Origin of the sequence: Collinsella sp. AF39-11AT, from assembly GCF_003474585.1 — a bacterium.
Lineage (GTDB): Bacteria > Actinomycetota > Coriobacteriia > Coriobacteriales > Coriobacteriaceae > Collinsella.
In genome coordinates, this window is the sequence record NZ_QROG01000011.1 from 55,044 (window position 1) to 80,781 (window position 25,738).

The 25,738-nt window shown below is 60.6% G+C and carries 26 protein-coding genes and 5 tRNA genes; 29 read left to right on the forward strand and 2 right to left on the reverse strand.

Annotation, left to right across the window (positions count from 1 at the left end):
• Positions 1–88: 88 nt before the first annotated feature.
• From cpaB to proC, 23 genes are all read left to right on the forward strand, one after another.
• Entirely contained in the window at positions 89–748 is a 660-nt protein-coding gene (cpaB, locus tag DW037_RS06125) for a Flp pilus assembly protein CpaB (RefSeq protein WP_233540586.1), read from the forward strand.
• Positions 748–2,397 (forward strand): P-loop NTPase, encoded by a 1,650-nt coding sequence (locus tag DW037_RS06130; RefSeq protein WP_118373002.1) that lies wholly within the window; start codon positions 748–750, stop codon positions 2,395–2,397. Before cpaB ends, DW037_RS06130 begins: the two co-directional genes overlap by 1 nt.
• Positions 2,394–3,722 (forward strand): CpaF family protein, encoded by a 1,329-nt coding sequence (locus tag DW037_RS06135; protein ID WP_118373003.1) that lies wholly within the window; start codon positions 2,394–2,396, stop codon positions 3,720–3,722. The genes DW037_RS06130 and DW037_RS06135 overlap by 4 nt, the downstream gene beginning before the upstream one ends.
• The gene (locus tag DW037_RS06140) at positions 3,695–4,621 is read left to right on the forward strand and encodes a type II secretion system F family protein (protein ID WP_118373004.1); all 927 of its coding nucleotides are present in this window, start codon (positions 3,695–3,697) and stop codon (positions 4,619–4,621) included. Before DW037_RS06135 ends, DW037_RS06140 begins: the two co-directional genes overlap by 28 nt.
• The gene (locus DW037_RS06145; RefSeq protein ID WP_118373005.1) at positions 4,618–5,259 is read left to right on the forward strand and encodes a type II secretion system F family protein; all 642 of its coding nucleotides are present in this window, start codon (positions 4,618–4,620) and stop codon (positions 5,257–5,259) included. The genes DW037_RS06140 and DW037_RS06145 overlap by 4 nt, the downstream gene beginning before the upstream one ends.
• A gap of 10 nt (positions 5,260–5,269) precedes the next feature.
• Positions 5,270–5,503 carry a hypothetical protein gene (locus DW037_RS06150; protein WP_195404069.1) on the forward strand — a complete coding sequence of 78 codons (234 nt, stop codon included), beginning with the start codon at positions 5,270–5,272 and terminating at the stop codon, positions 5,501–5,503.
• The gene (locus tag DW037_RS06155) at positions 5,467–6,030 is read left to right on the forward strand and encodes a hypothetical protein (protein WP_147352013.1); all 564 of its coding nucleotides are present in this window, start codon (positions 5,467–5,469) and stop codon (positions 6,028–6,030) included. The genes DW037_RS06150 and DW037_RS06155 overlap by 37 nt, the downstream gene beginning before the upstream one ends.
• A gap of 1 nt (position 6,031) precedes the next feature.
• Positions 6,032–6,250, forward strand: coding sequence for a hypothetical protein (locus DW037_RS10510; RefSeq protein ID WP_022094024.1), 219 nt, complete (start codon positions 6,032–6,034; stop codon positions 6,248–6,250).
• Entirely contained in the window at positions 6,186–6,722 is a 537-nt protein-coding gene (locus tag DW037_RS06160; protein ID WP_118066126.1) for a TadE/TadG family type IV pilus assembly protein, read from the forward strand. Before DW037_RS10510 ends, DW037_RS06160 begins: the two co-directional genes overlap by 65 nt.
• Before the next feature lie 64 nt (positions 6,723–6,786).
• Positions 6,787–8,847 (forward strand): hypothetical protein, encoded by a 2,061-nt coding sequence (locus tag DW037_RS06165; RefSeq protein WP_118373006.1) that lies wholly within the window; start codon positions 6,787–6,789, stop codon positions 8,845–8,847.
• Positions 8,847–9,323 carry a hypothetical protein gene (locus tag DW037_RS06170; RefSeq protein WP_117736228.1) on the forward strand — a complete coding sequence of 159 codons (477 nt, stop codon included), beginning with the start codon at positions 8,847–8,849 and terminating at the stop codon, positions 9,321–9,323. The genes DW037_RS06165 and DW037_RS06170 overlap by 1 nt, the downstream gene beginning before the upstream one ends.
• Entirely contained in the window at positions 9,320–9,679 is a 360-nt protein-coding gene (locus DW037_RS06175) for a DUF192 domain-containing protein (RefSeq protein ID WP_233504137.1), read from the forward strand. The genes DW037_RS06170 and DW037_RS06175 overlap by 4 nt, the downstream gene beginning before the upstream one ends.
• Before the next feature lie 324 nt (positions 9,680–10,003).
• Positions 10,004–10,288 (forward strand): ribbon-helix-helix domain-containing protein, encoded by a 285-nt coding sequence (locus DW037_RS06185; RefSeq protein ID WP_117637384.1) that lies wholly within the window; start codon positions 10,004–10,006, stop codon positions 10,286–10,288.
• Positions 10,289–10,411: 123 nt separating this feature from the next.
• Positions 10,412–10,484 (forward strand) — tRNA-Phe (locus DW037_RS06190).
• A gap of 483 nt (positions 10,485–10,967) precedes the next feature.
• A complete protein-coding gene (locus DW037_RS06195) occupies positions 10,968–12,029 on the forward strand; it encodes a glycoside hydrolase family 5 protein (protein ID WP_117876692.1) in 1,062 nt (353 codons plus the stop codon).
• A gap of 6 nt (positions 12,030–12,035) precedes the next feature.
• The gene (rsmI, locus tag DW037_RS06200) at positions 12,036–12,914 is read left to right on the forward strand and encodes a 16S rRNA (cytidine(1402)-2'-O)-methyltransferase (RefSeq protein WP_117876694.1); all 879 of its coding nucleotides are present in this window, start codon (positions 12,036–12,038) and stop codon (positions 12,912–12,914) included.
• Positions 12,915–12,983: 69 nt separating this feature from the next.
• The gene (metG, locus tag DW037_RS06205; protein ID WP_118373008.1) at positions 12,984–14,585 is read left to right on the forward strand and encodes a methionine--tRNA ligase; all 1,602 of its coding nucleotides are present in this window, start codon (positions 12,984–12,986) and stop codon (positions 14,583–14,585) included.
• Between the two features lie 107 nt (positions 14,586–14,692).
• The gene (rsmA, locus tag DW037_RS06210; RefSeq protein ID WP_117583810.1) at positions 14,693–15,553 is read left to right on the forward strand and encodes a 16S rRNA (adenine(1518)-N(6)/adenine(1519)-N(6))-dimethyltransferase RsmA; all 861 of its coding nucleotides are present in this window, start codon (positions 14,693–14,695) and stop codon (positions 15,551–15,553) included.
• Positions 15,543–16,460, forward strand: coding sequence for a TatD family hydrolase (locus DW037_RS06215; RefSeq protein ID WP_117583809.1), 918 nt, complete (start codon positions 15,543–15,545; stop codon positions 16,458–16,460). Before rsmA ends, DW037_RS06215 begins: the two co-directional genes overlap by 11 nt.
• A 43-nt stretch (positions 16,461–16,503) precedes the next feature.
• Positions 16,504–16,590: transfer RNA gene (locus tag DW037_RS06220), tRNA-Leu, on the forward strand.
• Between the two features lie 288 nt (positions 16,591–16,878).
• Complete coding sequence (locus tag DW037_RS06225) at positions 16,879–17,817, forward strand: SPFH domain-containing protein (protein WP_055250521.1); 939 nt, start codon at positions 16,879–16,881, stop codon at positions 17,815–17,817.
• A gap of 6 nt (positions 17,818–17,823) precedes the next feature.
• A complete protein-coding gene (rlmH, locus tag DW037_RS06230) occupies positions 17,824–18,294 on the forward strand; it encodes a 23S rRNA (pseudouridine(1915)-N(3))-methyltransferase RlmH (protein ID WP_117563694.1) in 471 nt (156 codons plus the stop codon).
• 73 nt (positions 18,295–18,367) lie between these two features.
• A complete protein-coding gene (gene proC, locus DW037_RS06235; RefSeq protein ID WP_117583807.1) occupies positions 18,368–19,138 on the forward strand; it encodes a pyrroline-5-carboxylate reductase in 771 nt (256 codons plus the stop codon).
• A gap of 157 nt (positions 19,139–19,295) precedes the next feature.
• On the opposite strand, the gene DW037_RS10680 is transcribed toward proC, so the two are convergent.
• Positions 19,296–19,469 carry a DUF6724 family protein gene (locus tag DW037_RS10680; RefSeq protein ID WP_006235069.1) on the reverse strand — a complete coding sequence of 58 codons (174 nt, stop codon included), beginning with the start codon at positions 19,467–19,469 and terminating at the stop codon, positions 19,296–19,298.
• A 111-nt stretch (positions 19,470–19,580) separates the two neighbouring features.
• Between DW037_RS10680 and serS the strand changes: the two genes are divergently transcribed.
• The 6 genes from serS (at position 19,581) to DW037_RS06265 (ending at position 24,975) form a co-directional block, all read left to right on the forward strand.
• A complete protein-coding gene (gene serS, locus DW037_RS06240; protein ID WP_117637377.1) occupies positions 19,581–20,864 on the forward strand; it encodes a serine--tRNA ligase in 1,284 nt (427 codons plus the stop codon).
• Between the two features lie 171 nt (positions 20,865–21,035).
• On the forward strand, positions 21,036–21,413 hold the full coding sequence (locus DW037_RS06245) for a hypothetical protein (RefSeq protein ID WP_117583806.1): 378 nt from the start codon (positions 21,036–21,038) through the stop codon (positions 21,411–21,413).
• A 77-nt stretch (positions 21,414–21,490) separates the two neighbouring features.
• Positions 21,491–21,567: transfer RNA gene (locus DW037_RS06250), tRNA-Arg, on the forward strand.
• A gap of 354 nt (positions 21,568–21,921) precedes the next feature.
• A tRNA-Arg gene (locus tag DW037_RS06255) sits at positions 21,922–21,998 on the forward strand.
• Between the two features lie 352 nt (positions 21,999–22,350).
• On the forward strand, positions 22,351–24,792 hold the full coding sequence (locus DW037_RS06260; protein ID WP_117637376.1) for a lipopolysaccharide assembly protein LapB: 2,442 nt from the start codon (positions 22,351–22,353) through the stop codon (positions 24,790–24,792).
• 92 nt (positions 24,793–24,884) lie between these two features.
• Positions 24,885–24,975, forward strand: a tRNA-Ser gene (locus DW037_RS06265).
• Between the two features lie 132 nt (positions 24,976–25,107).
• Here the strand turns inward: DW037_RS06265 and DW037_RS06270 are convergent.
• Positions 25,108–25,689 carry a hypothetical protein gene (locus tag DW037_RS06270; protein WP_118373009.1) on the reverse strand — a complete coding sequence of 194 codons (582 nt, stop codon included), beginning with the start codon at positions 25,687–25,689 and terminating at the stop codon, positions 25,108–25,110.
• Between the last annotated feature and the right edge of the window lie 49 nt (positions 25,690–25,738).

Below are 25,738 nucleotides of genomic sequence, written 5' to 3' on the forward strand. Positions count from 1 at the left end.
AAGATTGCGATTGCGCCGCTTTGCACTCTGGCCGCCCAGACAATGGTGGTACGGGCATTCGCCCGGCACTGCCATGAGAGGAGCGGCCGTGAACAAGAGCAAGCGCATCGCCATCAGTTTGGTCGCGGGCGTGCTCGCTGCTCTGCTCTGCATGGTTTACGGCTCGTCGATCCGCTCGCAAGCCGAACAGGTCCAGGCTGAGACCTTGGCCAAGTACGGTGGCGATCGCGTCGAGGTATGCGTCGCGGCGCGCGATATCGATGTGGGTGAGACCCTCGATGAGACCAATGTCATAACCCAGGAGTGGCTGACGAGTCTGCTGCCGCGTGACGCGGCGACCGAGCTACGCCAGGTGCGCGGCGACGTGACGACTTCGCGTATTCCCAAAAACGCCGTGATCTGCAATGTCTACACCAAGGCCGAGAGCCACATGCTCGAGGTGCCTAAGGGCAAGGTCGCCGTTTCGGTGGCGGTCGATGCCGAGCACTCGGTCGGCGGTGCTGCGGGCGTGGGCAGCTACGTGGACGTGTACGTGCAAAAAGACGGCGTAACCGATCGGCTGTGCGGCGCGTACGTGATCGATACCAGTGAGGATTCCGGTTTCACGCGCGAGGGCAAGATCGAATGGGTGACGCTGGCGGCTGACCCCGAAGACGTCAAGGAACTGCTGGGAGCCTCGGGCAAGGGAACGGTCAGCTTGACGATTCCCGCCACGGCGCGCGGCAAAAAGAGCGGAGGCGACGAGTGATGAAGGCGATCTGGCTTGCGTGCTGCGCGTGCGGCGATTACGGGCTGTTGCAGCGGGAAGTCGAGGGCCGTGATGTGGGTGCACAGGTGCTTCGCGTGGGTGACCTGGACGGGCTGGTTTCCATGGCGCGGGCGTTTCCGTCGCGCCGCGGGGCTGCCATCATCGCGGCGTCTCTGTTTGATACCGAAGATGTGCGCAAGACTGTTGCGCGCCTGACGGCCGAAGGCCGCGTGAGTCGCGTGGTCGTGTTGATAGAAGCGCTCGATCCGTCGGATATCGAGGGGCTGTTTCGCGCGGGGGCGACCGAGGTCATCGCTGCGCACAGTGTATGCGGCAACGGGCGCGCGGGCGAGGGAGCGGTTGATTCCGATCGGCACATGACGATTGAGCCCGATGCTTTTGTTGATAGGGAACCCGGGGCGCCTCGCGCTACAAGAGGCCCGCGTGTTGATGATTATGGAAAAGCGGAAGCCGAGCATGGTCGGCGCCCCCGGAACCCCCTTGTAGACGATGACGCTGGAGGGCCGGCGCAGCATGCTGGCGACTCCCCGGCTGTAGATATGGGATACGTGCACGGCGTGAATCTGGCGGATGAACTCGACGAAGTTGAGGGCTTTGCCGGGTGCGGCGAGTTGTCGCTAATGCAGCATGAGCAGATTGCGCAGAACGAGCCTGCCTCGCAGACCGAACAAGCTGCTATGCCGGCTTGGACGCAGCGTGTGGTTGCGGCGGGGGAGACGGGGGCGCTGCCACCGACGCCCGCCCCGCCGCCTCCGATGCCGCCGGCAGACGCTGCCGCTCCGCCGCATCGAGCTCCGGTCATCTGCGCTATTTCGGGTTCGGGCGGTTGTGGCAAGTCGACGATCGTTGCCACCATGGCACACACATCGTCGCTGTTGGGCTTGCGTGCCGCCGTGCTCGACCTGGACCTGATGTTTGGAAACCTTTACGACTTGTTAGGCGTCGATGCTCCGCGCGATATGGCGGCACTTATCGAGCCGTCGGCGGCGGGCACGCTCACCGAGCCGGATATCGTAGCCACATCGATGCGCGTGGCGCCGGGCGTTACGCTCTGGGGTCCCGTCGCGGCGCCCGAGCAAGCCGAGCTCATGGCGCGTCCGGTGGAGCTACTGCTTGATGTTCTGCGTCGCGAATCCGACGTGGTCTTTATCGATACCTCGGTCTTTTGGGGCGACGCCGTGGCGGCTGCGGTGGCGGCGAGCGACCGTTGCCTGGTCGTTGGCGATGCGGCGGTGTCGTCCGCGACATCGGCGTCGCGCGTCATCGAACTGGCAAGTCGAGTAGGTGTGCCGCGCACGCGCATGAGCGCCGTGTTCAACCGGTTCGGTGCGCGCGGGGCAGACGAGGACGTCGCCATGCGCTTTGAGATTGCCTGTGCGTTGAGCTCCAAGATTCGTATCGCCGATGGCGGGCAGGATCTCGCCGCGCTCATGGCGTTTGGGCGCGCTGACGAGGCGGTGGGGCAGACCAGCGCTTTTGCGACTAGCATGCGCGAGGCCACGCGCGAGATGCTCGTGGAACTGGGGTGCGCCGTCGGCCCTTGGAGCGATATGGTCGCCGACCGTGCAACGCGTACCGAACGCCCGCGTATCCGCCTTCCCTGGTCGCGCGAGGGTGATCAGCGATGAGCCTGCAAACGAGGATTAAGGCTGCCGGCGCTGCAGCGGCGGCAGCGCCTGTAGATGCGGGGCGTCGCCGCGCGGTGAAACGACGCACCAAGCGCGCCGTGATGGACCGCATGGGTTACGACGAAGTGGCGCGTATCAGCGCCTATATCGACCCGGCACTTGCCCGCTCGGAATTGCGTCCTGCGGTGGAGGCGGCGCTCAATGTTGAGGAGCCGACCGATCTCGCGACGCCCGAGCGCGAAACCATCATCGACGAGATTTTGGATGACGTGGTGGGCTTGGGGCCGTTGCAGCCGCTCATCGAGGACGACACCGTTACCGAGATCATGATCAACGGCTGCCGCTCGGCTTTCTTTGAACGCGGCGGCGTTTTGTACCCCATCGAGCATGCGTTTGAGGATGATGAACAGATCCGTGTGCTTATCGACCGCATCATCTCGCCACTTGGCCGCCGTATCGACGAGCGCAGCCCCATCGTCAACGCCCGCCTCAAAACGGGCTATCGCGTCAACGCGGTGATTCCGCCTGTGGCGATTGACGGACCGATTCTCACCATCCGAAAGTTCTCGGACCGTATCTGCTCGCTGGACGAGCTTGTGGGGCTGGGGTCGCTGCCGCTTTGGTATGCGCAGCTGCTGTCGTGCGCGGTGTCGCTGCGACAGGACCTGGCGGTTGCGGGAGGCACGGGATCTGGTAAGACCACCCTGCTCAACGCGTTGTCATGTGAGATTTCCACCGGCGAGCGCATCGTGACGATCGAGGACTCTGCCGAGCTCAAGTTTGCGCATCATCCGCACGTGGTGCGCCTAGAGGCGCGCGAGGCTTCAATTGAGGGTGAGGGCGCGGTGACGATCCGCGACCTGGTAACTAATGCCCTGCGCATGCGCCCCGACCGCATCGTGGTGGGCGAGGTGCGCGGTGCCGAGTGCTGCGACATGTTGCAGGCCATGAACACGGGCCACGACGGGTCGCTCACCACACTTCATGCGGGTTCAGAACAGGAGACCGTGGTGCGTCTGACGTTGCTTGCACGTTATGGCATCGATCTGCCGAGCGAGCTCATCGAGGAGCAGATTGCCATGGCGCTCGACGGCATCGTGATGTCCGAGCGCCACGCCGATGGCAGGCGCTTCGTCTCCTCGTATTCGGGGGTGCGACGCGCCGCATCGGGCGGCGTAGAGCTCGAGCGCTATGTGACGTTCGATGCCGCCGAGTGCACCTGGACGCTTGATCGCGAGCCGCCGTTTATTGCAGAAGGCCTGCGGTCGGGGACGCTCACACAAGAGGAGGTGGACGAATGGAGATCACTGTGCCCTTCGTCGTAGGGGGCTTGGCAGGGCTTTCTGTCGCGACGGCGTGCGGGGCGGAACCTCGTGTGCCGCAGGTATCGCTGGCGGAGCTGGCGCGTCAGGCGCTCGAGACGGTGGCAGAGAAGCTGCCGCGTGAGCTGGTGGAAAACGGTCTGCTGAAAAAGATCGCCCGTTCGTGGGCATCGCTGGCTCCGGCGCATCGCCTTGGCCTCGTGATCGAAGATGCTTCGGGGCGTTTGGCGTTTCTGCTGCTATCGAGCGGTGTCTGCTGCGTTTTACTAACGATGGTGTCGTTATCGCCCCTCGGATTTGCCTTGGGACTTGTTGCTCCGTTTGCCGTTGGCGCCGCCCGGGATGGCTTTGAGAGCCGGCGCGAACAACACGATGCAGAAGAGGCCATGCCCGAGGCGTTTACCGCACTTTCCATGTCGCTTGCCTCGGGACATTCGCTGGCCCAGGGCATGCGCTTTGTGGGCGCTCATGCGCAAGAGCCGGTGCATACCGAGTTTTTGCGGGTGGCGGCGGCGATCGATTGCGGCATCTCGGCGACCGACGCGCTCGATGACTTGCTCGTGCGCATCGAAGCCCCCGGCCTTTCGCTTGTGACCTTGGCGCTTAAGGTGTCTCAGCGCACCGGCGCTCCGCTTGCCGACTTACTGTCCGAGGCGTCGAGCATGGTGGGGGAGCGCATTGAGCTCAAGCGCCGCCTGGATGTTAAGACGTCGCAGGCTCGCATGTCTGCGCATATGGTCGCGGCGATGCCGGTGGGCATGTGCGCGGTGTTGGCGCTGCTTTCGGCAGATTTTCGTCGCGGTCTTGCGACGCCTGCCGGCGCGGGCGCTGTGGTGCTGGGTCTTGCCCTCAACGCCGTTGCCCTGGTGGCTATCCGACGCATTATGCGGGTGGAGCTATGAGCGCCCCGGTTGCAGTTGCGGCTTGCCTGTGCGCCCTGAGTGTATTTGTCGCGACGGGTTTGGATCGGGCGGATGCGCGCAAGATCGCAGGGGCCTGCAAGCGCGAGGCGGTGCTGGTCGCTGCTGCGGGCTGCTTGGTGGTCGATGCCCTGACCGCGCGAGTGAGGGGCGCAGTTGGAGCGGGCGGCCCGGCGCGAGTGTCGCTCGGCGAAGTGTCCGAGATGATCGATGTTGTGCGCTTGGGCCTTTCGGCCGGTCTTTCGTTTGATGCGGCGCTTGAGATTTTCTGCGCCAACCGCCGGTCAGTGCTGGCTCTTCGCTTTGAGCGAGCCTGCATGGCGTGGCAGGTGGGCGTGGGCACGCGTGAGGACGAGTTGTTGGCCGCCGCGCGCGACCTGGACGTGCGAGCGCTCGAGACCTTTGCCATCACGGTGGGGCAGGCGCTCGCCCTGGGTGCCCCACTTGCCGAGACGCTGGCCGCTCAAAGTCGCGAGATCCGTGCAGCTCATCGCGCCGCGGTCGAGCGCGAGATCGAGCGTGCGCCCGTCAAGCTGCTGATTCCCACCGGCACGCTCATCTTGCCGGCGTTACTTCTGTCCATATTGGGCCCGCTGCTGGGAGCAGGCGGGATGATGTAGGGAGGTATACATGAATACGATGACTGACGCTGCTGGCAAGGTCCAGGGCTGGGCGTTTTGCCGGGCGGCACGTGTTCGTCAGCGCGCCAAGGAGCTACTGCAGGAGGAGAGTGCACAGGGTACCACCGAGTATGCCATCTTGGTCGGCGTGCTCGTGGTGATCGCGATTATTGCCATCGTTGCATTTAAAGGCAAGGTCCAAGATCTATGGAACGCTATCAGCGAGGGCATCAACAGCCTGTAGAGGGCGAGCGCCCCATCGGGGTGCTGCTGGTGGTTGCTTGCCTGACCGTGGCGATAGCGGCGGTGCTTTGGGGGCTTAACGTCGCGCGGCAGCAGCGTCCTGGGACCGCCTCCGATTTGGGCTCAGATTCGGCGGTGGCGTCTCAAGAAGATGAGATGCGAGATGCGGACGATTCGGATGTCGCTATCACGGCGCAAACCTTTCTGCGGACGCTCGACAAGCGGTCTGGCACTGCGACGGATTCGCCTGAGGGCAACGCGATTGCGGTCCGGCTTGCATGGTCCGAGGACCGACCGATGACCGAAGCGGCGGAGGATATGCTGCGTGCCTATCGCGAGGTACCCACGGCACAACTTGCTCTGAGCGGCTATCTCGACATCAAGGGAAACGTGTGGGGCGCTATCGTGCGTGACGGACGCGGCTGGGTCGATATGGTGACGGTTGCCGCGGATACTGGCGATGCTTCGTGTCGTCTGCGCGCCGTGCGCCTGGTCCCGCAAACAATAAGCTCAAAGGAGGGATCGTGAAATGCATGGCGTTCTGCGTGAAGAGGTTGCCCAAGCGACTGTGGAATACGCCATCGTCACGGTGGCGCTGTTATCGATCGTGCTGGCGATCGCGGGGCTTTGGCGCGCTGGCACCGATGGGCGCTTGGCGGCGCTGGTTGAGCGGGCGGCATCCCATGGCGTTGCCTCGACATCGGTTATCGACGCCGCTGCGGGCGCTAAGGACATCGCGTTGTATTGATATCGCGCGTGAGGACCGGGCGCAGTCAACGGTCGAGGCCGCTTTTTTGCTGCCGACGTTTCTGACGCTCATCCTTCTCGCACTGCAACCGGTGTGCCTGCTCTATACGCGCGCGGTCATGGAGTCTGCCGCCGCCGAGACCGCGCGGCTCATGACCACGACGACGGCGGAGGACGACGATCTTAAGGAGTTTACCCGCCGCCGGCTTGCCGCAGTGCCCAACGTTTCGATCTTTCATGCCGGCGGGCCGTTGTCGTGGGATATCGAGCTTGGCCGGGCAGATGCGGGTAGCGTCTCGTCCGTGTCCGTTTCCGGCGAGGTCAAGCCGTTGCCTGTGATCGGTGCGTTTGCGCAGGCTATGGGTGGTACCGCCGAGGGCGGCTACGTTGAGCTCAAAGTCGATGTCTCGTATCAATCGCGTCCCGAATGGCTGGAGGGAGACTATGATTCGTGGATTGCTACATGGGATTAAGCGTTTCTGGTCTAGACGCGTTTTGACGTGCCGTCCGAGCTGCCATCGCAAGCGAGGCGGCTTTATGGGTCGAGCCGGTGTCGATCTGTTTATCGAAGACGGTGCCTACACCACGCTCTCCTCTGCGGTGGTCATCTTGGTGGTGCTCACGCTGCTGTTTTCGTCGACGGCGGCGATATGGAGCATGTCGCGTGCCGGGGATACCCAGGTGGCGGCCGATAGCGGCGCGCTGGCGGGTGCCAACGTAGTGTCGTCCTATCACACGGCTGCCACGGTGGTTGATGCGAGCATCTTGAGTCTGGGGCTGGCGGGGTTTGCCACGATCGGGACGGGCCTGGTCGCCATCCTCATCCCGGGTGCCGAACCAGTTGCCGGCAATATGGTCGACACCGGGATTGAGATCATTAAAACGCGCAACAAGTTTGCAAAAAGCGCATCGGAAGGCTTACAGAAAATCGAGACGGCTCTGCCGTATCTGATCGCCGCGCGTGCCACGCAGGCGGTGTCGGCGCAGGATACCGATAGTGTGACCTATACCGGTACGGCGCTTGCCGTGCCCAGGACATCCGAGTCGGACTTTGCTGCGCTCAAAGGGTCAGAGATCTCGACCGATACCATTAAAGACACATCAGATGATTTAGAGCGTGCGGCCGAGGAGCTGCGGAAGGCCTCGGAGGAGACGGCGAAGGCAAAGGAGCGCGCTTGGCTGGCGGATTGTGGTGGGTCTGACAAGGGCTCGGTCGGCAGCTGTTCTTGTATGTGGGAGCGCGCAAAAAGCCTAACGGATCTCTCCGGTGTTCAAAATCCGCATTACTCATCGAGCGTTACGTGGGAGCCTCAAGTTGCCCTTGATCGCGCGAAGGACTACTACCATTGGCGTCTGACAAATGAGAAGCCCCAGGGCTCGAGTGTCGAGATGAAGGCAGAGTCTGCGGCGCGTAAGGCGTTTTATACCTATGCGAACGCGGAGGTCGATCGGGCATATATAACCGAGAACGGAGACAGGGTTTCCTCCTATATTCCGCTGCTGCCGCGCAACTCTGATGAGGTTCGGGCGACGGAACTCTATACCGATGCGGTGTGGCCGACTAGCGTGAACGATGACAAGGCGTATCTGCATTACGGGACGACCTGCCCTAACTATAAGAAAGGGACGCCGAGCGGATTTGCTTCGGTTGCCGATTACGATGGACAGGATAAATGCAGCAAATGCCATTTTGGCGTTTTGTCGCTTGGTGCTGTTGCGGCGCCTTCAACCTCTATCGAAAACGGCTTTGAGTATCACTTTGACAAGTTTAAAGACGCCCTGGAGGACTACGTCGACTGTCGCAACAAGGAGCTCGAGCTCGAGCGTCAGACCGAGGACGAAGCCGACCGTGCGGGCAATGCGTTCGATACCGCCATCAAAGAACTTTCCGGTGAGCGTCCGCGTATCGCCCCACCTGGCCGCAACGGCGTAGTCGCCTTTGCAGTTTCGGGTGATATTACCAGCCCCGATCAACTTAACTCTTCGTTTAACACGGCGGTTGAGCTTGGCAGTCGCGGTGCCATCTCTGCCGCGGTGCTGGCGCCCGATGAGGCGACGGCGCAAAACAACGTGCTTTCGCGATTTTTCTCGACATTGAAGGAACGCTCGGGCGGCGTTGCCGGCGTACTCGATGGCGTCATGGATGTTTGGGGACGGCTGCTTGTGGGATACGGAGACATCCAAGGTTCGGCCGACGAACTTATGGACGAGATGATTAAGGGCCTAGGAGGGGGCAACGGTGCGTTGGACTCCATTGCATCGTGGCTCGGCGATACCGTTTCGGCGTCCGTGGCGGCGCTGGGTTTGGAACCGTGCGACTTGCGCCTGCGAAAGCCGGTGCTGACCGATTCCGCCAACGTCATTAAGAGTCCGGGGTCTGACATTGCCGGTCTCTCTCAAGCGCAAGACAAGCTGCGAAGTATTCCGTTGGGCGTGACCGATCCCAAGGCGCTTTGCGAGGCGTTGGAATATCAAGTCGAACGCACCATCAGCGGTACGGTGTTCACGCTTGCGGAGATTCCTCTGCCCGGCGGCAGCTCCATCCCGCTCACCGTCGATGTCGCCACGCTGGTTGGCGCTCTGGGCGGTGGGTCGTAATGAGTATCCGCATGCGTCTGCGCGAGGAGCACGCCCAAGCGACGGTGGAGATGGCAGTGGTTACGCCCGTTTTGCTGGTGCTGGCACTCATCGTGTACAACGTCATGATCTTTGCCAGTGCTGTCGCGCGCTTCGACCGCGTGGTGCCCGACATCGTGTTGGCGCACGCCGTGGCGTCGGAGGGGGAGGGCGACGAAAGCTCTGTCGATGCCTCGGCGACGGTCCAGACTCAAATTCTGAATGCCATGGAAGGCTATGACTTGCAGATCGAAGTGTCGAGCGAGCAAGGCGCGGAGGCATCGGATGGTGGTCTGCTCTCCCTATCCGGTACGTTTAGGACCTACACCTGCACCATGCACTATGAGCCGTGGCCGACTTCTCTCAGCATCGCTGGCGTTCCGCTGGGGGCGCCGACAACGTTGTCGCACGAGCGCGCGGTGACGGTCGATCCATGGCGTCCGGGGGTGGTCATGTGACCGCGGTCTCGTCCTACATCGCCTACGCGCGGGCACTCAACAGGCTGGGTTGGACGCCGGCCGAGTTTGCGGTGGCGGAGTCGTTTGTCGTGCGCCTGCGCGGCATGCTGGGACGGCGTCCGGTTGCCGCCAACGGCTTGCCGCTCGTCATGGCGTTTCCACGCTGCTCTTCGGTCCATACGTGTTTTATGGCCTATCCCATCGACATCGCCTTCATCGATCGCGACGGCAATATCCTCGCGCGCTACGAAAACGTATGTCCCTGGCGTATGTGCTCCTGCCCCGGCGCCTGGGCCGCACTAGAGCGCTCTTCAATCATTGTTTCGACCCCTGCTCTCCAACGCGTGCCGGCTTAAGAATTGGCGACAGCGGACTTTCGTCATACGAAATTGGGTAAGATGGAGGAGAAGATGCATGGATGTTGAGATCCATCCCAACGCTAAAAAGCACCTGACAGAAAAGCAGGTGCTTAGCGTTTGGCTTGCGGTTACTGAGTGCATTCGTCGCGAGTCGAAGGACGAGCCGCCGAGATGGCTTGCGATTGGATGGCTCCCAGACAGACGAAGCGTGGAGCTTGTCGCGGTCGAGCTTGTCCGTGGGTGGCTTATCATTCATGCCTTGTCTCCAGTCCAGAAGAAATTTTGGCAGGAGATTGAACGGGCTCGGCAAAGGGGTCGATGATGGGCAAGACGTATACGGCCGCTAATGGTCAGGTTGTAACGGATGAAACGATTGACGCGTGGTGCGAGTCGTACGAGCGCGGAGAGTTTCCGGATGGCGAACACACCGTTGGTGGGATCGTGCATGGACGGCCCCCACTCTCAGGTGAGGGGACGGCAACGCTGTCGGTCAAGATTCCTCTGGGAATGAAGGAGGCCATTCGTCGACGGGCGGCTGCCGAGGGGATGACGCCAAGTGAGTTTGCCCGTGCGGCTCTGAGCGAAAAACTTCTTGCTGCCGGCTGATGCCTCTGACGTGCCGATTTATAGAACCGAGGCTGTGCTCAAAAACTTTTTTGAAATTCTCGGTTGACCGGAACGCGTCCTTGGTTATACTAATCAAGCCTTGAAACAAGGCACACCTCAAATGGCTGGGTAGCTCAGTTGGTAGAGCAGAGGACTGAAAATCCTCGTGTCAGGGGTTCGATTCCCTTCCCCGCCACCTTGAATTGACTAGGACCTCTGCAAAGGGGTCCTTTTCTTTTATGCAGCCCCCACATGGAATCGAACCCCGTGAGGGCGCGGAGCTGAGTAAACGCGTAAGCGTTTGCCAGCGTAGCTCGCAAGGCGCGTAAGCGCCGCAGCGGTCCGTCCGCGCAGCGCGCGGACGCGATTCCCTTCCCCGCCACCTTGAATTGACTAGGACCTCTGCAAAGGGGTCCTTTTCTTTTATGTAGGGTTCTGCGGAAACTGCGTCCCAGAATAAGGGCTCAGAACGGGACACACTTTCCGGTGCCTGCCTCTGGCGCGCGTACACACCTCATCGCACCATCCCGAGCCCGCCTGTTCCCAGACATTCCTCCCACTTTCGCGTCACTTTACAGACCGTTCGGTCGCCTATCCGCACACGCGGGTATACTCAAAACGATACTTATCCTATGCAATACGATGCGGGTTCGACCTGCATGATCCGAAGGGGGCAGTGATGGAGAGGATACTCGGCGTTAATCTCTCTGGCTGGTTTATTCCCGAGCCTTGGGTGACCCCGTCGCTGTACGCGGCGACCGGTGCATCCAACGCGGCCGAGCTACAGGAGGCCATGGGTACCGCCGCCTATAACGAGCGCATGCGCCGCCATTACGAGACGTTTGTGAGCGAGGACGATTTTCGCCGCATGGCGCAGATCGGTCTCAATGCCGTGCGTCTGCCGGTGCCCTGGTATGCCTTTGGTTCGCAGGAGTCCGATGCGTCCTACATCTCGGTTGTCGACTACATTGACCGTGCAATTGAGTGGGCTGCCAAGTACGACATCCGCGTGCTGCTCGATCTGGCAACCGTGCCCGGTGGCCAGGGCGATTCCAACGATTCGCCCACCACGCCGGAGGCTGTCGCCGAGTGGCATTCGTCCACCAACGGCCGTCATGTCGCACTCGACGTGCTCGAGCGCTTGGCCGATCGCTATGGCGAGGCCGAGAGCCTGCTGGGCATTGAGCTGCTGGACACGCCGCAGATGAGCGTTCGCAAGAGCCTCTTCACCATGACGGATGGCATTCCGGCCCACTACCTGCGCAATTTCTATCGCGATGCCTATGAGCTCGTCCGTTCGTATATGCCCGAGGATAAGATCGTCGTCTTCTCGTCGTCGGGGCATCCCGGCGAGTGGAAGCATTTTATGCGCGGCGCCAAGTACAAGAACGTCTACATGGACCTTCACCTGTACCATTACCGCGACGAGCATGCGCTCGACATCACGAGCCCCCGCGGGCTGACGACGGCGATTTCGCGTAACAAGCGCGAGCTCAAAGAGGCGATTTCGACGGGGTTCCCCGTGCTGGTGGGCGAATGGTCGGGTGCGGCAATCTTTGCCAACTCGTCGGTTACGCCCGAGGGCCGCAATGCCTACGAGCGCGTGTTTATCGCCAACCAGTTGGCTTCGTTTGCACCGGCTGCCGGTTGGTTCTTCCAAACGTGGAAGACCGAGAAGCGCATTGCGGCGTGGGACGCCCGCGCGGCGCTCGGTACGCTCGAGCGCGGCATGATTGAATAGGTTGATATGACGCAGAACAGCGCCCATACGGGCAAACTCTATGTGGTCGGAACGCCCATCGGTAACTTGGGCGACCTGTCCCCGCGCGTTGGCGAGGCGTTTGCCGCCGCCGATGCCATTTGCTGCGAAGACACGCGTGTGACGTCAAAGCTGCTGATGCACCTGGGCATTTCCAAGCCGCTTGTCCGTTGCGACGAGAATGTGATCGCCAGCCGCGCCGCCGGCCTGGTCGACCGTCTGCTGGCGGGGGAGACCCTCGCCTTTGCCTCGGACGCCGGCATGCCGAGTGTGTCCGATCCCGGCCAGGCGCTGGTCGAGGCGGCGCGTGAGGCCGATGTGCCCGTCGAAGTTATTCCCGGGCCCTCTGCTTGCGTCACGGCGCTCGTTTCGTCCGGTATTCCTTGCGAGCATTTTTTCTTCGAGGGCTTTTTGGGCCGAAAGCACGGCGACCGCGTGCGCCGTTTGCAGCGCCTTGCCGTGGTGCCCGGCGCGCTCATCTTCTACGAGTCTCCACATCGCATCGTGGCGACGCTCGAGGCCGTGACGGAGGTCTTTCCCCAGCGCGAGGTTGCCGTCTGCCGCGAGCTTACCAAGCTGCATGAGGAGGTCCTGCGCGGCACCGCCGCCCAGCTTGCCGAGGAGCTGCGTGCTCGTGGCGAGGTAAAGGGCGAGATTGCGCTGGTCATCGCGCCGCCGAGCGAGGATGAGGAGGCCGGTATCGTGCCGGTTGGCGCCGCGGCAGCGGATCCCGACGAGGCCCTGTGCGAGGATATTCGCGCCGCGCTCGAGGAGGGGGAGCCCGCGTCTGCGGTGGCCAAGCGCCTGTCTCAGAAGTATTCGCGCCGTAAGCGCGATGTCTATGCCATGGTGCTCGATATGCAATAGATGGAGGATATCCAGCCCTTGCGCTAGAATCATCCCCTGTATGCAACGTTTTTCTGGAGGACAAACCCCATGGATCAAAGCAAGCCTTCGTTCTTTATCACGACGCCCATCTACTACGTCAACGCCGATCCGCACCTGGGTACGGCTTATTCCACCATCATCGCCGATGTTCAGGCTCGTTATCGCCGCTCTGCCGGCTACAACGTCAAGTTCCTGACCGGCATGGACGAGCATGGCGAGAAGGTCGCCGAGGCCGCAGCCAAGCACAACATGACGCCGCAGGAGTGGACCGACAGCCAAGCCCCGCACTTCAAGGAGCTGTGGAGCAAGCTCGAGATCTCCAACGACGACTTCATTCGCACCACCGAGCCGCGCCAGCATCATGCCGTGCAGTACCTGTGGGAGCGCATGAAGGAGTCCGGCTACCTGTATAAGGGCAGCTACGACGGTTGGTATTGCGTGCCTGACGAGACCTACTTCACCGATACGCAGGTCCAGAAGGGTGACGAGGAGTACGGCAGCGTCGGTCAGCACCTGTGCCCCGATTGTCACCGTCCGCTTGAGCGCGTGCAGGAGGAGTCTTATTTCTTTAAGCTTTCCGCCTTCCAGGACAAGCTGCTCAAGCTCTATGACGAGCACCCCGACTTTGTCGAGCCTGCGTTCCGCATGAACGAGGTGCGCAGCTTTGTCGAGGGCGGCCTCAACGATCTTTCCGTGAGCCGCACGAGCTTTGACTGGGGCATTCAGGTTCCGTTTGACGAGGGCCACGTGACCTACGTGTGGTTCGACGCCCTGCTCAACTATATGACGGCTGTCGGCTACGGCGTCGACACCGACGAGGCCCGTGCCGAGCTGGCCTATCGCTGGCCCGCGCAGTTCCACATCGTGGGTAAGGACATCATCCGCTTCCACTGCGTCATTTGGCCCGCCATGCTCATGGCCATCGGCGAGGCCCTGCCCGAGCATGTTTTTGCCCACGGCTTCCTGACCGTGCGCAACGCTGAGACCGGCAAGGCCGAGAAGATGTCCAAGAGCCGCGGCAACGCCATCGCTCCGCAGGACGTCATCGACATGCTGGGTGTCGAGGGCTATCGCTATTACTTCATGACCGACGTGGTGCCCGGCACCGACGGCGCCATCAGCTTCGATCGCATGGAGCAGGTCTACAACGCCGACCTGGCCAACAGCTGGGGCAACCTTATCTCGCGTTCGCTCAACATGAGCGGCAAGTACTTTGACGGCTGCGCGCCCGCCAAGCCCGCATTGTTCGATGCGTTCGACAATCCGCTGGCAAAGATTGCCGATGGCCTGGTCGACCGCTACATGGCCAAGATGGACGTGCTCGATTACGGCGGAGCCAAGGACGAGGTTATGGAGCTCATCCACGCCGCCAACCACTACATCGAGGACTCCGAGCCTTGGGCGCTTGCCAAGGATGAGGCTAAGGCTGACGAGCTGGCATTTGTGATCTACAACCTGCTCGAGGCCATCCGCATTGCCGCTCACCTGCTGATGCCGCTCATGCCTCAGACCTCTGCCGAAGCCCTGCGCCGCCTGTCCTGCGAGGACGAGGCCGCGAGCGACGACCTCAAGGGCATTTGCGCTTGGGGCCTGCTTGCCGGTGGTCAGCCCGTCGAGAAGGGTGAGCCGCTGTTCCCGCGTCTGGGCTAAGACGCCGCGCGCCATATCGGCAATTTGCTGTTTAGATGTAAGGGCATGGCCGCAACGGTCCATGCCCTTTTGTTTCAAGACGCCGCCATCATGCTAAGGAGGCAACTATGACAACTTCGCCTTTGGCAAACCCCACGGCAACAAGGGAGCTGCTGGAGGAGTTTGGCCTTGCGACCAAGCATCGCCTGGGCCAGAACTTCCTGATCGACAACCATGTAATTGAGCGCATTTGCGAGCTTTCCGAGCTCACGGGCGATGAGCGCGTGCTCGAGGTTGGCCCGGGCGTTGGTACGCTCACGCTCGCGCTGCTGCAGGAGGCGGCGTGCGTCACGTCGATCGAGGCCGATCCCGAACTCGAACCGGTGCTCGATGCCCATGCCGCCGACTATGCCAACTTCCGCTTTATCATGGGCGACGCGCTCAAGGTGACGACGGGGCAGATTGAGCAGGCTGCAGGCGGTGAGCCGACGGTATTTGTCGCGAACCTGCCCTATAACGTGGCGGCGACGATCATCCTGCAGTTCTTCCAGACGATGCCCGCGCTCAAGCGTGCCGTGGTCATGGTTCAAAAGGAGGTTGCCGATCGCATTGCCGCGGTGCCGGGTAACAAGACCTATGGCGGCTACACGGCAAAGCTCGGCCTGTATGCGCAGGTTACGGGTCGCTTTGAGGTGCCGCCACGTTGCTTTATGCCGGCACCGCACGTGGACTCGGCCGTCGTGCGTATCGACCGTGTTGACGGCGTGGCGCCCGAAGGACTCGATCGCGAGTTTGTGGCCCGCGTGATTGATGCTGCATTTGCTCAGCGCCGCAAGACCATCCGCAATTCCATGAGCGCCAACGGCTTTGCCAAGGACGTGCTCGACGCCGCCTTTGAGGCTTGCGGTATCGCACCCACCACGCGCGCAGAAACGCTTGATGTTGCCGACTTTATCCGCCTGGCTCAGGAGCTCATCCATGATGCCTAATGCCGAACGCGTGACGTTTACCAAGAAAAAGAAGACGGTTGCTTGTCCCGTGCCCTTGGCACCGCTTGCTGACACGCATGCGCATCTGCTTTCGTTTTGGGGGAAAGAAGTGCCCGAGACGCTCGTGCGCGCCAAAGCCGCGGGCGTCGACCTGTTGGTGACGATGCTCGACCCCATCGCCGACAAGCGCAGCGTGACGGACTATAGCGACTGGCTCGTGCGCGAAATTCTGCCGATGCGGGATATTCCGCAGATCAAGTATCTCGCTGGCGTTCACCCCTATGGCGCGCCGGATTATACCGATGACATTCACGCGCAGGTTGTTGCTGCGCTCGATGACCCTTTGTGCGCCGGTATCGGCGAGATCGGTCTGGACTACCACACGGATTACGACGACGACATCGCGCCGGCGCCCCACAGTGTGCAGATTGATTGCATGGCGCGTCAGCTCGAAGTTGCCGTGCGCCGCAATGTGCCGGTGGAGCTGCACCTGCGGCACGAGGACTCGGATGGGGAGCGCACCTCGCATATGGATGCGTACAACGTGCTGCGCGAGGTGGGTGTGCCTCAGGCCGGTTGCGTGCTGCACTGCTTTGGCGAGGACCGCGCCACGATGGAGCGCTTTGTGGAGCTGGGCTGCTATATCGCCTATGGTGGTGCGGCCACCTTTAAGCGCAACGATGACGTGCGCGAGGCATTTGCGGCGACCCCGCTCGACCGCATTTTGTTCGAGACGGATTGCCCGTATATGGCGCCGGAGCCCATTCGCGGTCTTGAATGCGAGCCAGCAATGATCTCCATTACGGCAAACGCGCTGGTTAACGACCGTGTCGATCGCACTGGTGAGGACGCCGAAACAATCGCGCATGCCGCTTGGGAAAATGCCTGCAAACTTTTTCAAAAATAGTTCTTGCGTTCGCGGTGGCGCTCCGTTATTCTAATTCCTGCACGCGGGCGTGGCGGAATTGGCAGACGCGTACGGTTCAGGTCCGTATGGGGGCAACCCCATGAAGGTTCAAGTCCTTTCGCCCGCACCATTGATTGAAAGAGCTCCCAGCAATGGGGGCTTTTTTGTTATGTGCCCATCGCAGGGACTTGAACCTGTGAAGGAGCGAGCGTCAAGAAAACGCGGAGCGTTTTTAGCGAGCTGGCGAGTCCGCCGGCAGGCGGGCGAAGCCGGTGCGGATCCGCGAAGCGGATACGCGGACGTCCTTTCGCCCGCACCATTGATTGAAAGAGCTCCCAGCAATGGGAGCTTTTTTGTTATGCACGATCTCCTTGGACGGGTATCCTAGTACCAACGTGTGCCTATCAGAGGAGAGACCATGCTATTTTCCGGTATCATCGCCGCCCTTACCAGCCTTTTGATTCCCATCATCATCCTGTTGTTGCTGCTCCCCAACGCCTGCTACGTCGTTGAGCAGCAGCACGCTGTGATCATCGAGCGCTTGGGTAAGTTCAATCGTATCGTCAACGCGGGCTTCCACGTGAAGGTGCCCGTGATTGACCGCAAGGCCGCCACGGTGAGTCTGCGCACCATGAAAAATGGTTTTGGCATCGACGTTAAGACCCAGGACAACGTGACCATTGGCCTTGAGGTCTCCGCTCAGTACCACGTGAGCTATGACATGGGCGCCGGCCCGGCAGATTCGGGCATCTACAAGAGCTACTATATGCTGCAGGAGCCCGTCGACCAGATGCGCGACTTCATCACCGACGCCCTGCGCTCCTCCATCCCCGTCTACACACTCGATGAGGTCTTTGCCAAGAAGGATGACATCGCCAAGGATGTCAACGCTACCGTTTCCGAGCAGATGGCCGCCTACGGCTTCACCCTCGTGTCGACGCTCATCACCAAAATCGCACTGCCGACCGAGGTTGAGAACTCCATGAACGACATCAACGCTGCCCAGCGCAAGCGCGCTGCCGCGCAGGAGCTCGCCGAGGCCGACCGCATCAAGCGCGTCACCGAGGCGACCGCCGAGGCCGAGGCTATGGAAAAGGCGGGCGAGGGCATCGCCAACCAGCGCAAGGCCATCGCGCTGGGTATCAAAGATTCGCTCGAGATCATCCAGGAGACGGGTGTCGGCAATGACGAGGCCAACCAACTGTTCATGTTTACGCAGTGGTCCGAGATGATGACGGAGTTCGCTCGCACGGGTAAAACCTCGACGGTCGTGCTGCCGAGCGACTTTTCGCAGTCGGCTTCGATGTTCGAGCAGATGCTGGCCGCCGGCAAAGTTCAAAACGATTCGAAGGAGTAGACGCGCGTGAAATACACCGTCGTTTGCGTCGGTAAGCTCAAGGAGCGCTTTTGGAAGGACGCGTGCGCTGAGTACACCAAGCGCCTAGGTGCCTATGCCAAGGTGGATATCCGCGAGGTGGCCGATATCGACCCGGCTAAGGCGGGCGGCGTGGATGCCGCGCGCGACAAGGAGGGGGCGGCGATTCTTGCCGCCTTGCCATCTCGAGCGCATGTGATCCTGCTGGCTATCGAGGGCAAGGAGCGCTCGAGCGAGGAGTTTTCGGCGAGGCTCGACGATCTTATGCTGCGAGGCAGCAGCGACATTGCCTTTGTAATCGGCGGTTCGGACGGCGTGAGCGATGACGTGCGCGCACGAGCCGACGAGATGCTCAGCTTTGGACGCATTACCTTGCCGCATAACCTGGCGCGTGTGGTGCTGCTGGAGCAGATTTACCGTGCCTGCAAGATCAGTCGTGGCGAGCCGTATCACAAATAGGTCGGCAATACGAAACAATGGCGTGGGACAATACCTTTCGTTTTGAGGAATGTGTCTGAAAGGACTATGCGATATGAAGATTGGATTTGTCGGTTTTGGCAATATGGCGAGCGCTATGGCCGATGGCTGGATCGCTGCCGGTGTAGCTGCGAGCGACATGTGCGCCTGCGCGGGTCGCTACGACGCACTGGTTGAGCGCTGTGAGGCGCGCGGGATGGCCGCTTGCCACGATGCCGCCGAGGTTGTCGCCGCATCCGATATCGTGGTCGCTGCGGTCAAGCCGTACATGATCGAGAAGGTATTCGCCCCGCTCAAGGATGCTCTTGCCAAAAAGGTCGTTCTGTCGGTTGCCTGGACCTGGGACAGTGCCAAGTGGGAGCAGGTCCTGCCGGACGTCGCGCATATCTCGACGGTGCCCAACACGCCGGTTTCAGTGGGTGAGGGCGTCATCGCCTGCGAGAAGGCTTCGACGCTCAATGACGAGCGGCGCGCTGTGGTGCTCGATCTACTTGGCAAGCTTGGCACGGTGGTTGAGCTCGACACGAGCCTGCTGTTCGTGGGCGGCACGGTGGGTGGTTGCGCTCCGGCATTTGTCGCTATGGCAATCGAGGCCCTGGGCGATGCGGCGGTCAAGCACGGTATCCCGCGTGCGGATGCTTATCGCATTGTGAGCCAGATGGTGCTGGGTACGGCAAAGCTGCAGCTTGCAACTGGCCAGCATCCTGCGGCGATGAAGGATGCCGTATGCTCGCCCGGTGGTGCCACCATCAAGGGCGTCGTTGCGCTCGAGGACGCCGGCATGCGCAGCGCCCTGGTCAAGGCAATCGACGCAACCCTCCAGTAAAACCGACCAAAAAAGGGACAGTTTATTTTGGCAGGTTTTTCCTGCGGTTTTGTCCTTTTAGCGAAAAGCGCCCCGCAACTGGCTCAATTCCAGTTGCGGGGCGCTTGCGTTCGCCCGGATAAAACCGACCAAAATAAACCTGTCCCTTTTTGGCGGGTTAGTCCCAGAAGCTGTCTTCTTCGTCCTCGGATTTGGGGCCGCGGTCGACATACATCTTATGGGTGCGCTTCTCCATTACAAAGGCAAGAATCGCAAACAGCAGGATGCCGCCGGCGAAAAGGATGGCAAAACCGGTGCGGGTGCCAAACAAAAAGGAAAAAACTGCGTCCATTGGGTGCCTTCTTGCGTAGTTGAGTTGGGTCGTAAACGTTCATAAGTATATACTTGCCCATACATGTACAAGGTTGCAACCTAAATGGAATGTATATCGCCGGAGGATCTAATGCTTGATATCAAGTTTGTTCGCGAGAACCCTGATGCCATCGATGTCGCCATGGCTAACCGCCAGACGTCTTGGGATCGCGAGAAGTTCTTTGAGCTCGACGACGAGCGTCGTGCCGTCATCACCGAGGTTGAGGAACTTCAAGCCACGCGCAATGCCGAGTCCAAGAAGATCGGCGCCCTGATGAAGGAGGGCAAGAAGGACGAGGCCGAGGCCGCCAAGGAGGCCGTGCGCGCCGTCAACGAGAAGATTGACGGTCTGGCCGAGCGCCGCACCGCCCTCGAGCAGGAGCAGTACGACTTCATGGCTCACCTGCCCAACATTCCTTGCGAGGCCACGCCGTACGGCAAGGACGAGGACGAGAACATCGAGCGCCGTCGTTGGGGCACCCCGCGCGAGTTCGACTTCGACTTTAAGCCGCACTGGGATCTGGGCACCGACCTCGACATCCTTGACTTCGAGCGCGGCAACAAGCTCTCCGGCAGCCGCTTCACCGTTCTCGGTGGCGCCGGCGCCCGTCTTGAGCGCGCCCTCATCAACTTCTTCCTCGATACGCACACCAGCCGTGGTTTTAAGGAGTGGTGGCCGCCCATCGTCGTCAAGCGTCAGACCATGTTCGGCACGGGCCAGCTGCCCAAGTTCGAGGACGACGCCTATCACGTCTCGGGCGACAACTTCCTGATCCCCACCGCCGAGGTCGTGCTCACCAACCTGCACGCCGGTGAGGTCCTCGACGCCGATACCCTGCCGCGCCGCTACACCGCCTTCACCCCCTGCTTCCGCGAGGAGGCCGGCTCCGCTGGTCGCGATACCCGCGGCATCATTCGCCAGCACGAGTTCGACAAGGTCGAGATGGTAAAGTTTGCCAAGCCGGAGGAGTCCGACGAAGAGCTCGAGAGCATGACCGCCGAGGCCGAGTTCCTGCTGCAGCAGCTGGGTCTTCCGTATCGCGTGATTAGCCTGTGCACCGGCGACCTGGGCTTCTCTGCCCGTCAGACCTACGACGTCGAGGTCTGGCTGCCGAGCTACAACGCCTACAAGGAGATCAGCTCCTGCTCCAACTGCGGTGACTTCCAGGCCCGTCGCGCCAACATCAAGTATCGCGACCCCGAGAACTTCAAGGGTTCGCGCTATCTGCACACCCTCAACGGTTCCGGTCTGCCGGCTGGCCGTACCATGGCAGCCATTCTGGAGAACTACCAGAACGCTGACGGCACCATCACGATCCCCGAGGTTCTGCGTCCCTACATGGGCGGCCTCGAGAAGATCGAGCCGGTCGCGTAGATTGGCTGCATAAGCGATTTGCTAGGGCACTCCTTTTTGGGGTGCCCTTTTTGTGTGCGGCCATACCATGCTGTGCGGACAGCTCAATAGAAAACACACGAACAACTGTTCTGTATACAGCCATCTACCTGCTATGCTTTTGCTAAATAAGAGCGAGAGAAAGGGGACGCGATGGAGCTGTTTGATGATCGGGTGGTTTTGTTTGAGAGCGACGAGGGCGGGGAGTACCTGCTTGTGACGTGTGAGCCGTCTGGCATGGGTGGCCTGGTGGTTCGACAGACGAGCGAGGGTCCGTTGACCCAATGGTGCTACGAGGAGTCGCCGCATGTGGTTGAGACGTTTGTGGCGCACGAGGGGCTTGTGGCCCTGGAGCATTTCTATGGGGTCCGGACATCTAACCAGGTTGCTCGCATGTTGAGTATCTCGTTTGCCGATTATGATTGTGCCCAGCGGGTGAGATCGCTCCTGAGGGAACTTGATGCTAAGTTTGACGTGATCGAAAAGCCAATCGATCGTACGGGGAACGACGGTATATGCGGAGCAGCATGACAAAACTGCGTTTCACAAAAAAGTTTGAGATTGTGCTTGACTCCAATAAGCTAAAGTGGTTTTATATATCTTGCGCTGCGGCGTTACCTCAGCTGGATAGAGGGTCTGACTACGAATCAGAACGTCATAGGTTCGAATCCTATACGCCGCACCAATTGAACTTGAAGCCTCCGGCAACGGGGGCTTTTCTTTTTTGGAGACCAGACAGGGATTCGAACCTCGGTCGAGGCGCGAGCGTGAAGCGGACGCGGAGCGTCCGTAGCGAGCGGGCGAGCACGCCGGCAGGCGGGCGAAGCCGGCGCGGATCCGCGGAACGGATGCGCGGAATCCTATACGCCGCACCAATTGAAATTCAAAGCCTCCGGCAACGGGGGCTTTTCTTTTATGGCAACACCGCATGGATTCGAACCTCGGTCGAGGCGCGAGCGTCTTAATCATCACTTCGTAAAATTTTTCCAAATTGTCGCTTGACCCATCGAGGGGTCACGTGCATAATAATCCGTGCGTTGCGGCGTTACCTCAGCTGGATAGAGGGTCTGACTACGAATCAGAACGTCATAGGTTCGAATCCTATACGCCGCACCATTTGAGATTAAAGCTCCCGGCAACGGGGGCTTTTCTTTTACGTAAACACCGCATTGATTCGAACCTCGGTCGAGGCGCGGGCGTAAAGAAAACGCGGAGCGTTTTTAGCCCGCGGGCGAGCACGCCGGCAGGCGGGCGAAGCCGGTGCGGATCCGCGCAGCGGATGCGCGGAATCCTATACGCCGCACCATTTGAGATTAAAGCTCCCGGCAACGGGGGCTTTTCTTTTACGCCAGCTTGAGTGCTTTCGTCCAAAGGGACGATTTCCTGTCGACTCGTGTAAGATTCCGAGTAGATGTCGCGACTTATTCGCGACCACTCCTTCTCAAGCGACCGATCAGGGTGATATTTCGTGGCAGAGCGTCCGACATACAAGCTCAGGTTTCTCGATCCCAAGAAGCGCTTTCCGGCGATGCCCGAGCAGCCAGCGGGACGCTCGTATGGCGTGGTCTGGAAACTCTTTGGCGAGGATCAGCATGAATCTTGCTATGTCGTCGAATTCGTTGGCAAAAGCCATGTGTCGCTTTTGGGCTACGTAAGCGTTTCGGGTGAGGTGTACAAGGTGGACCGCCCCGTTAGCGAGGCTCCGCTGCCCAACGATCCCGACATGGAACTGGTCCTTGACGAGTCGGACTCCGGTATTGGTGAGATTATGGTGAGGGGGGCAAACGGCACGATGCGCGCGTGCGCGCGAACCGTCGGCTCTCCCGAAGGCCCCATGCGCGAGCAGTCCGACCACGAGACATGGAATTCGACCCGCTCCCTTCCTTACGGCGAGTTCATGGCATCGATGTTCCTGCGCTACGTGATATTCGCTGACTCCGAAAATGCCATTGCGAGCACGGCGGACGCCGGCGGACTCGACGAGGGTATGCAAAATGTTATCGACAAGATCAAGCTCGTAAAGTTGCCCGAGCCGGTCGAGGTGTTTTTGGGCTTTAACACGGCACCGCTCCCTGATGCTATCGAGACGCTGCTTTACCGCGTTGACCATGCCGAGAATCCGAGCGGTATCGAGCGCTATGCCGCCGCCCTTATGAGTGAAATTGACTTGCCCCGCTTGCGCACCATCGCCGCTAAGTCCGAGATGAGCCTGGCTCGCATCGATCGCTCAAAGCTTTTCTATCTCAATTTTGATCGTAGTCTGCTGGAGCAGGACGAAATTGACACGCTGCTCGCCATCGAGTGCCGTCTCAACCGCCTCTCCGGCATCCTTGAGCGCATCGGGGCTGGATTGGTCCCCGCGGCCTCGTCGCCGAGCCTTGAGGGCTGCGCGCTCTTCGATGCGTGGCATATCGCTAAGACGACCAACGATGTTCCCCGACTGCTCGATACGGCCTCGAGCGATAACCCGTGGGGCGAACCGGGTACGGTGGCTTGCCAACCGGGCGGTGAGTGGGATGTGCGTACCCGCTTCGCGCGTATTGTCGAGGCGCTTAACGTGGTCACGCGGCTCGACTATACCTATCGGGCAAACGTTGCCGAGGGGATCATGCTCGTTCGGTTTGGGCAGTCTGTCGTTGATGCCATGCCGCAACGTGAATACGACGCTCAAGATGACGCCTGGCACGAGCTGGACGAGGACACGCGCACGATCTGGGCCGCGGAGCACGATGCGCGCGTGGCGCTCACGCTTGCGGCAGCGTGTTTTGCCGCGGGCACCTGCATCACGCGCTGCTATGTGCAGATTGCTGCTCCCGACAGTGAGCAGGGCGAGCGCGTTGTTGCAACGTATTTCTTTGGGCGCGCGGCCTATCTGGCCGATTGCGTGCCTGTCGCCAAGGATCTTGAGAGTATAGACATGGACGATATGCCGTGCAAGCGTGTGCTTGAGGCATATGAGTCAACCGCTCCGGAGACGATTGAACCTGCGGAGGTTCATGCTCGTCCGCGTGATGACCATCGCATGCTGCCGCCGGCGCTGCGCGATCTGCTGCTTGCCGATACGGCTGACGAGCTGGAGGTCATGGAAGAGGACGACGACCCATACGTGGCCCGTGTTGTTGAATTGCGCGAGCAGGCAAAAGTCGACCGTACAGGTGCTTTTGAAGGCTTTTCCCGTCTTGTTGAGGAGTTGGAGGCTAAGTGCGCCGTCGCCGAGCTTTTGGCGACAGGTCCGGTTCAAACGCAGTTTTGCGATAACCAGCTGGTGCGCATGGTGCTACCGGTGTTGGAAGAAGACCGCTCTGTGCGAATCCTTCGTGCGCCCGATGCGCTGTACTTTGCCCAGCACGAGATCTGCAGCTTTTACGCCGAGCAAGAGGACTTTGAACGAGCACTGCCCGAGGTGCGCCATCTTTACGATCTGGCGCGCTCGTCCATGCAGTCGCACTTTGCGCTCATCAACGTGCTTGCGCGTCTGGAGCGCTTTGACGAGATTATCGAGGTGGCGCGCCACGGCCTACGTATTGCCAGCGATCGTTCTGCAATCGGCTACCTGTTCTATCGCTTGGCGTTTGCCTATTGGAATTGCGATCAGCTCGACCTGGCGCTGGCTTGTTACCGTCTGGTGCCGCGCGGCGAGGAGTCGGGCAGCAGCGCGCTGGAAGAAATGCAGGGCCTTATGAACGAGATGGGCGTCAGCGAGCCTCCGACGTTCGAGGAAGCGGTCGAGACCATCCATAAGGCTGGACTAGAGCTGCCGCCAGTGTCCGCCGTGACGAATCAGCTGGCAGATGCCGCTGTGCAACTGGTCGACAACGGTTTCTTTTTCCTGGCGCGCGGTTGTATCTTCCAAATGTGGCGCACCATGGGCAACGACGAGCTCGGCTCCCTCAACCGCTCGCTGGGGTAGGCGAAGCTTTCAAGAAGGAAAGGCTGCTAGGCAATTAGAAAATTTCCTCTTGCTCATCCTTGGCTGTTTGGTTACTATAGAACGGCTGTTACGGAGAGCTGACCGAGAGGCCGAAGGTGCTCGCCTGCTAAGCGAGTATGCCCCAAAAGGGCATCTGGGGTTCGAATCCCCAGCTCTCCGCCAGTACGAATTTGAAGAAGGGTCCCATTTGGGGCCCTTTTTATTATCAAGAATGGCGGCTGGGGATTCGAACCCTCAAAAAAAGGAGGCATCCTTTCGGACGCCTCCTTTCAGTGGACTTATTATTCTTGCGCCCTACACCTCGGGCGCCTTGGCGACGGTCTCGCTTTCTGCCGTGAGTGGGCGGTTGTCGATGCGACGGCCCAAGCGATCGAGCTTCACGAGCAGCCATTCAATGGGATTCGGCCCTGCGCCTTCCTCGTCGGCAACCAGGTCCATGACGGCGATCTTGGTGCCGTCCTGCTTGAGCGTGACGCTGCCCACCTTGTCGCCCACATGCACCGTGCCCGAAAGATCGTCGTAGCTAACCTTTTCGGTCACCTCGCCGGCAAGGGAAAACACGGTCGCTTGCGCCGTGGGATCGGCGAGTGTGGCGTCGATCGTCTTATCCGTCCAGTCGGTTTGACCAATGCGCGCCATAAGCGGGTTGCCGTTGGCGGTCTTTTCCTGTGTGTTGGCGATTGCGACCGTCACCTTGTGACCGTAGTACCAATTGGCAAGGGTTGCGGTATCGGTAAAGCGCTGGTCGGTGGTGGTGGAGTTCAAAACGACGGTGTAGATCTCGTCGCCGTCTCGGTTGTAGGCGCTCGTAAAGCAATAGCCCGCGTCGTCGGTGGTGCCGGTCTTGCCACCGATGTTGCCATCTTGGCCCAGCAAATAGGAGGCTTCGGTAGTTTGTGTGACAAGGGGCTAGCCTAGGCAGCAA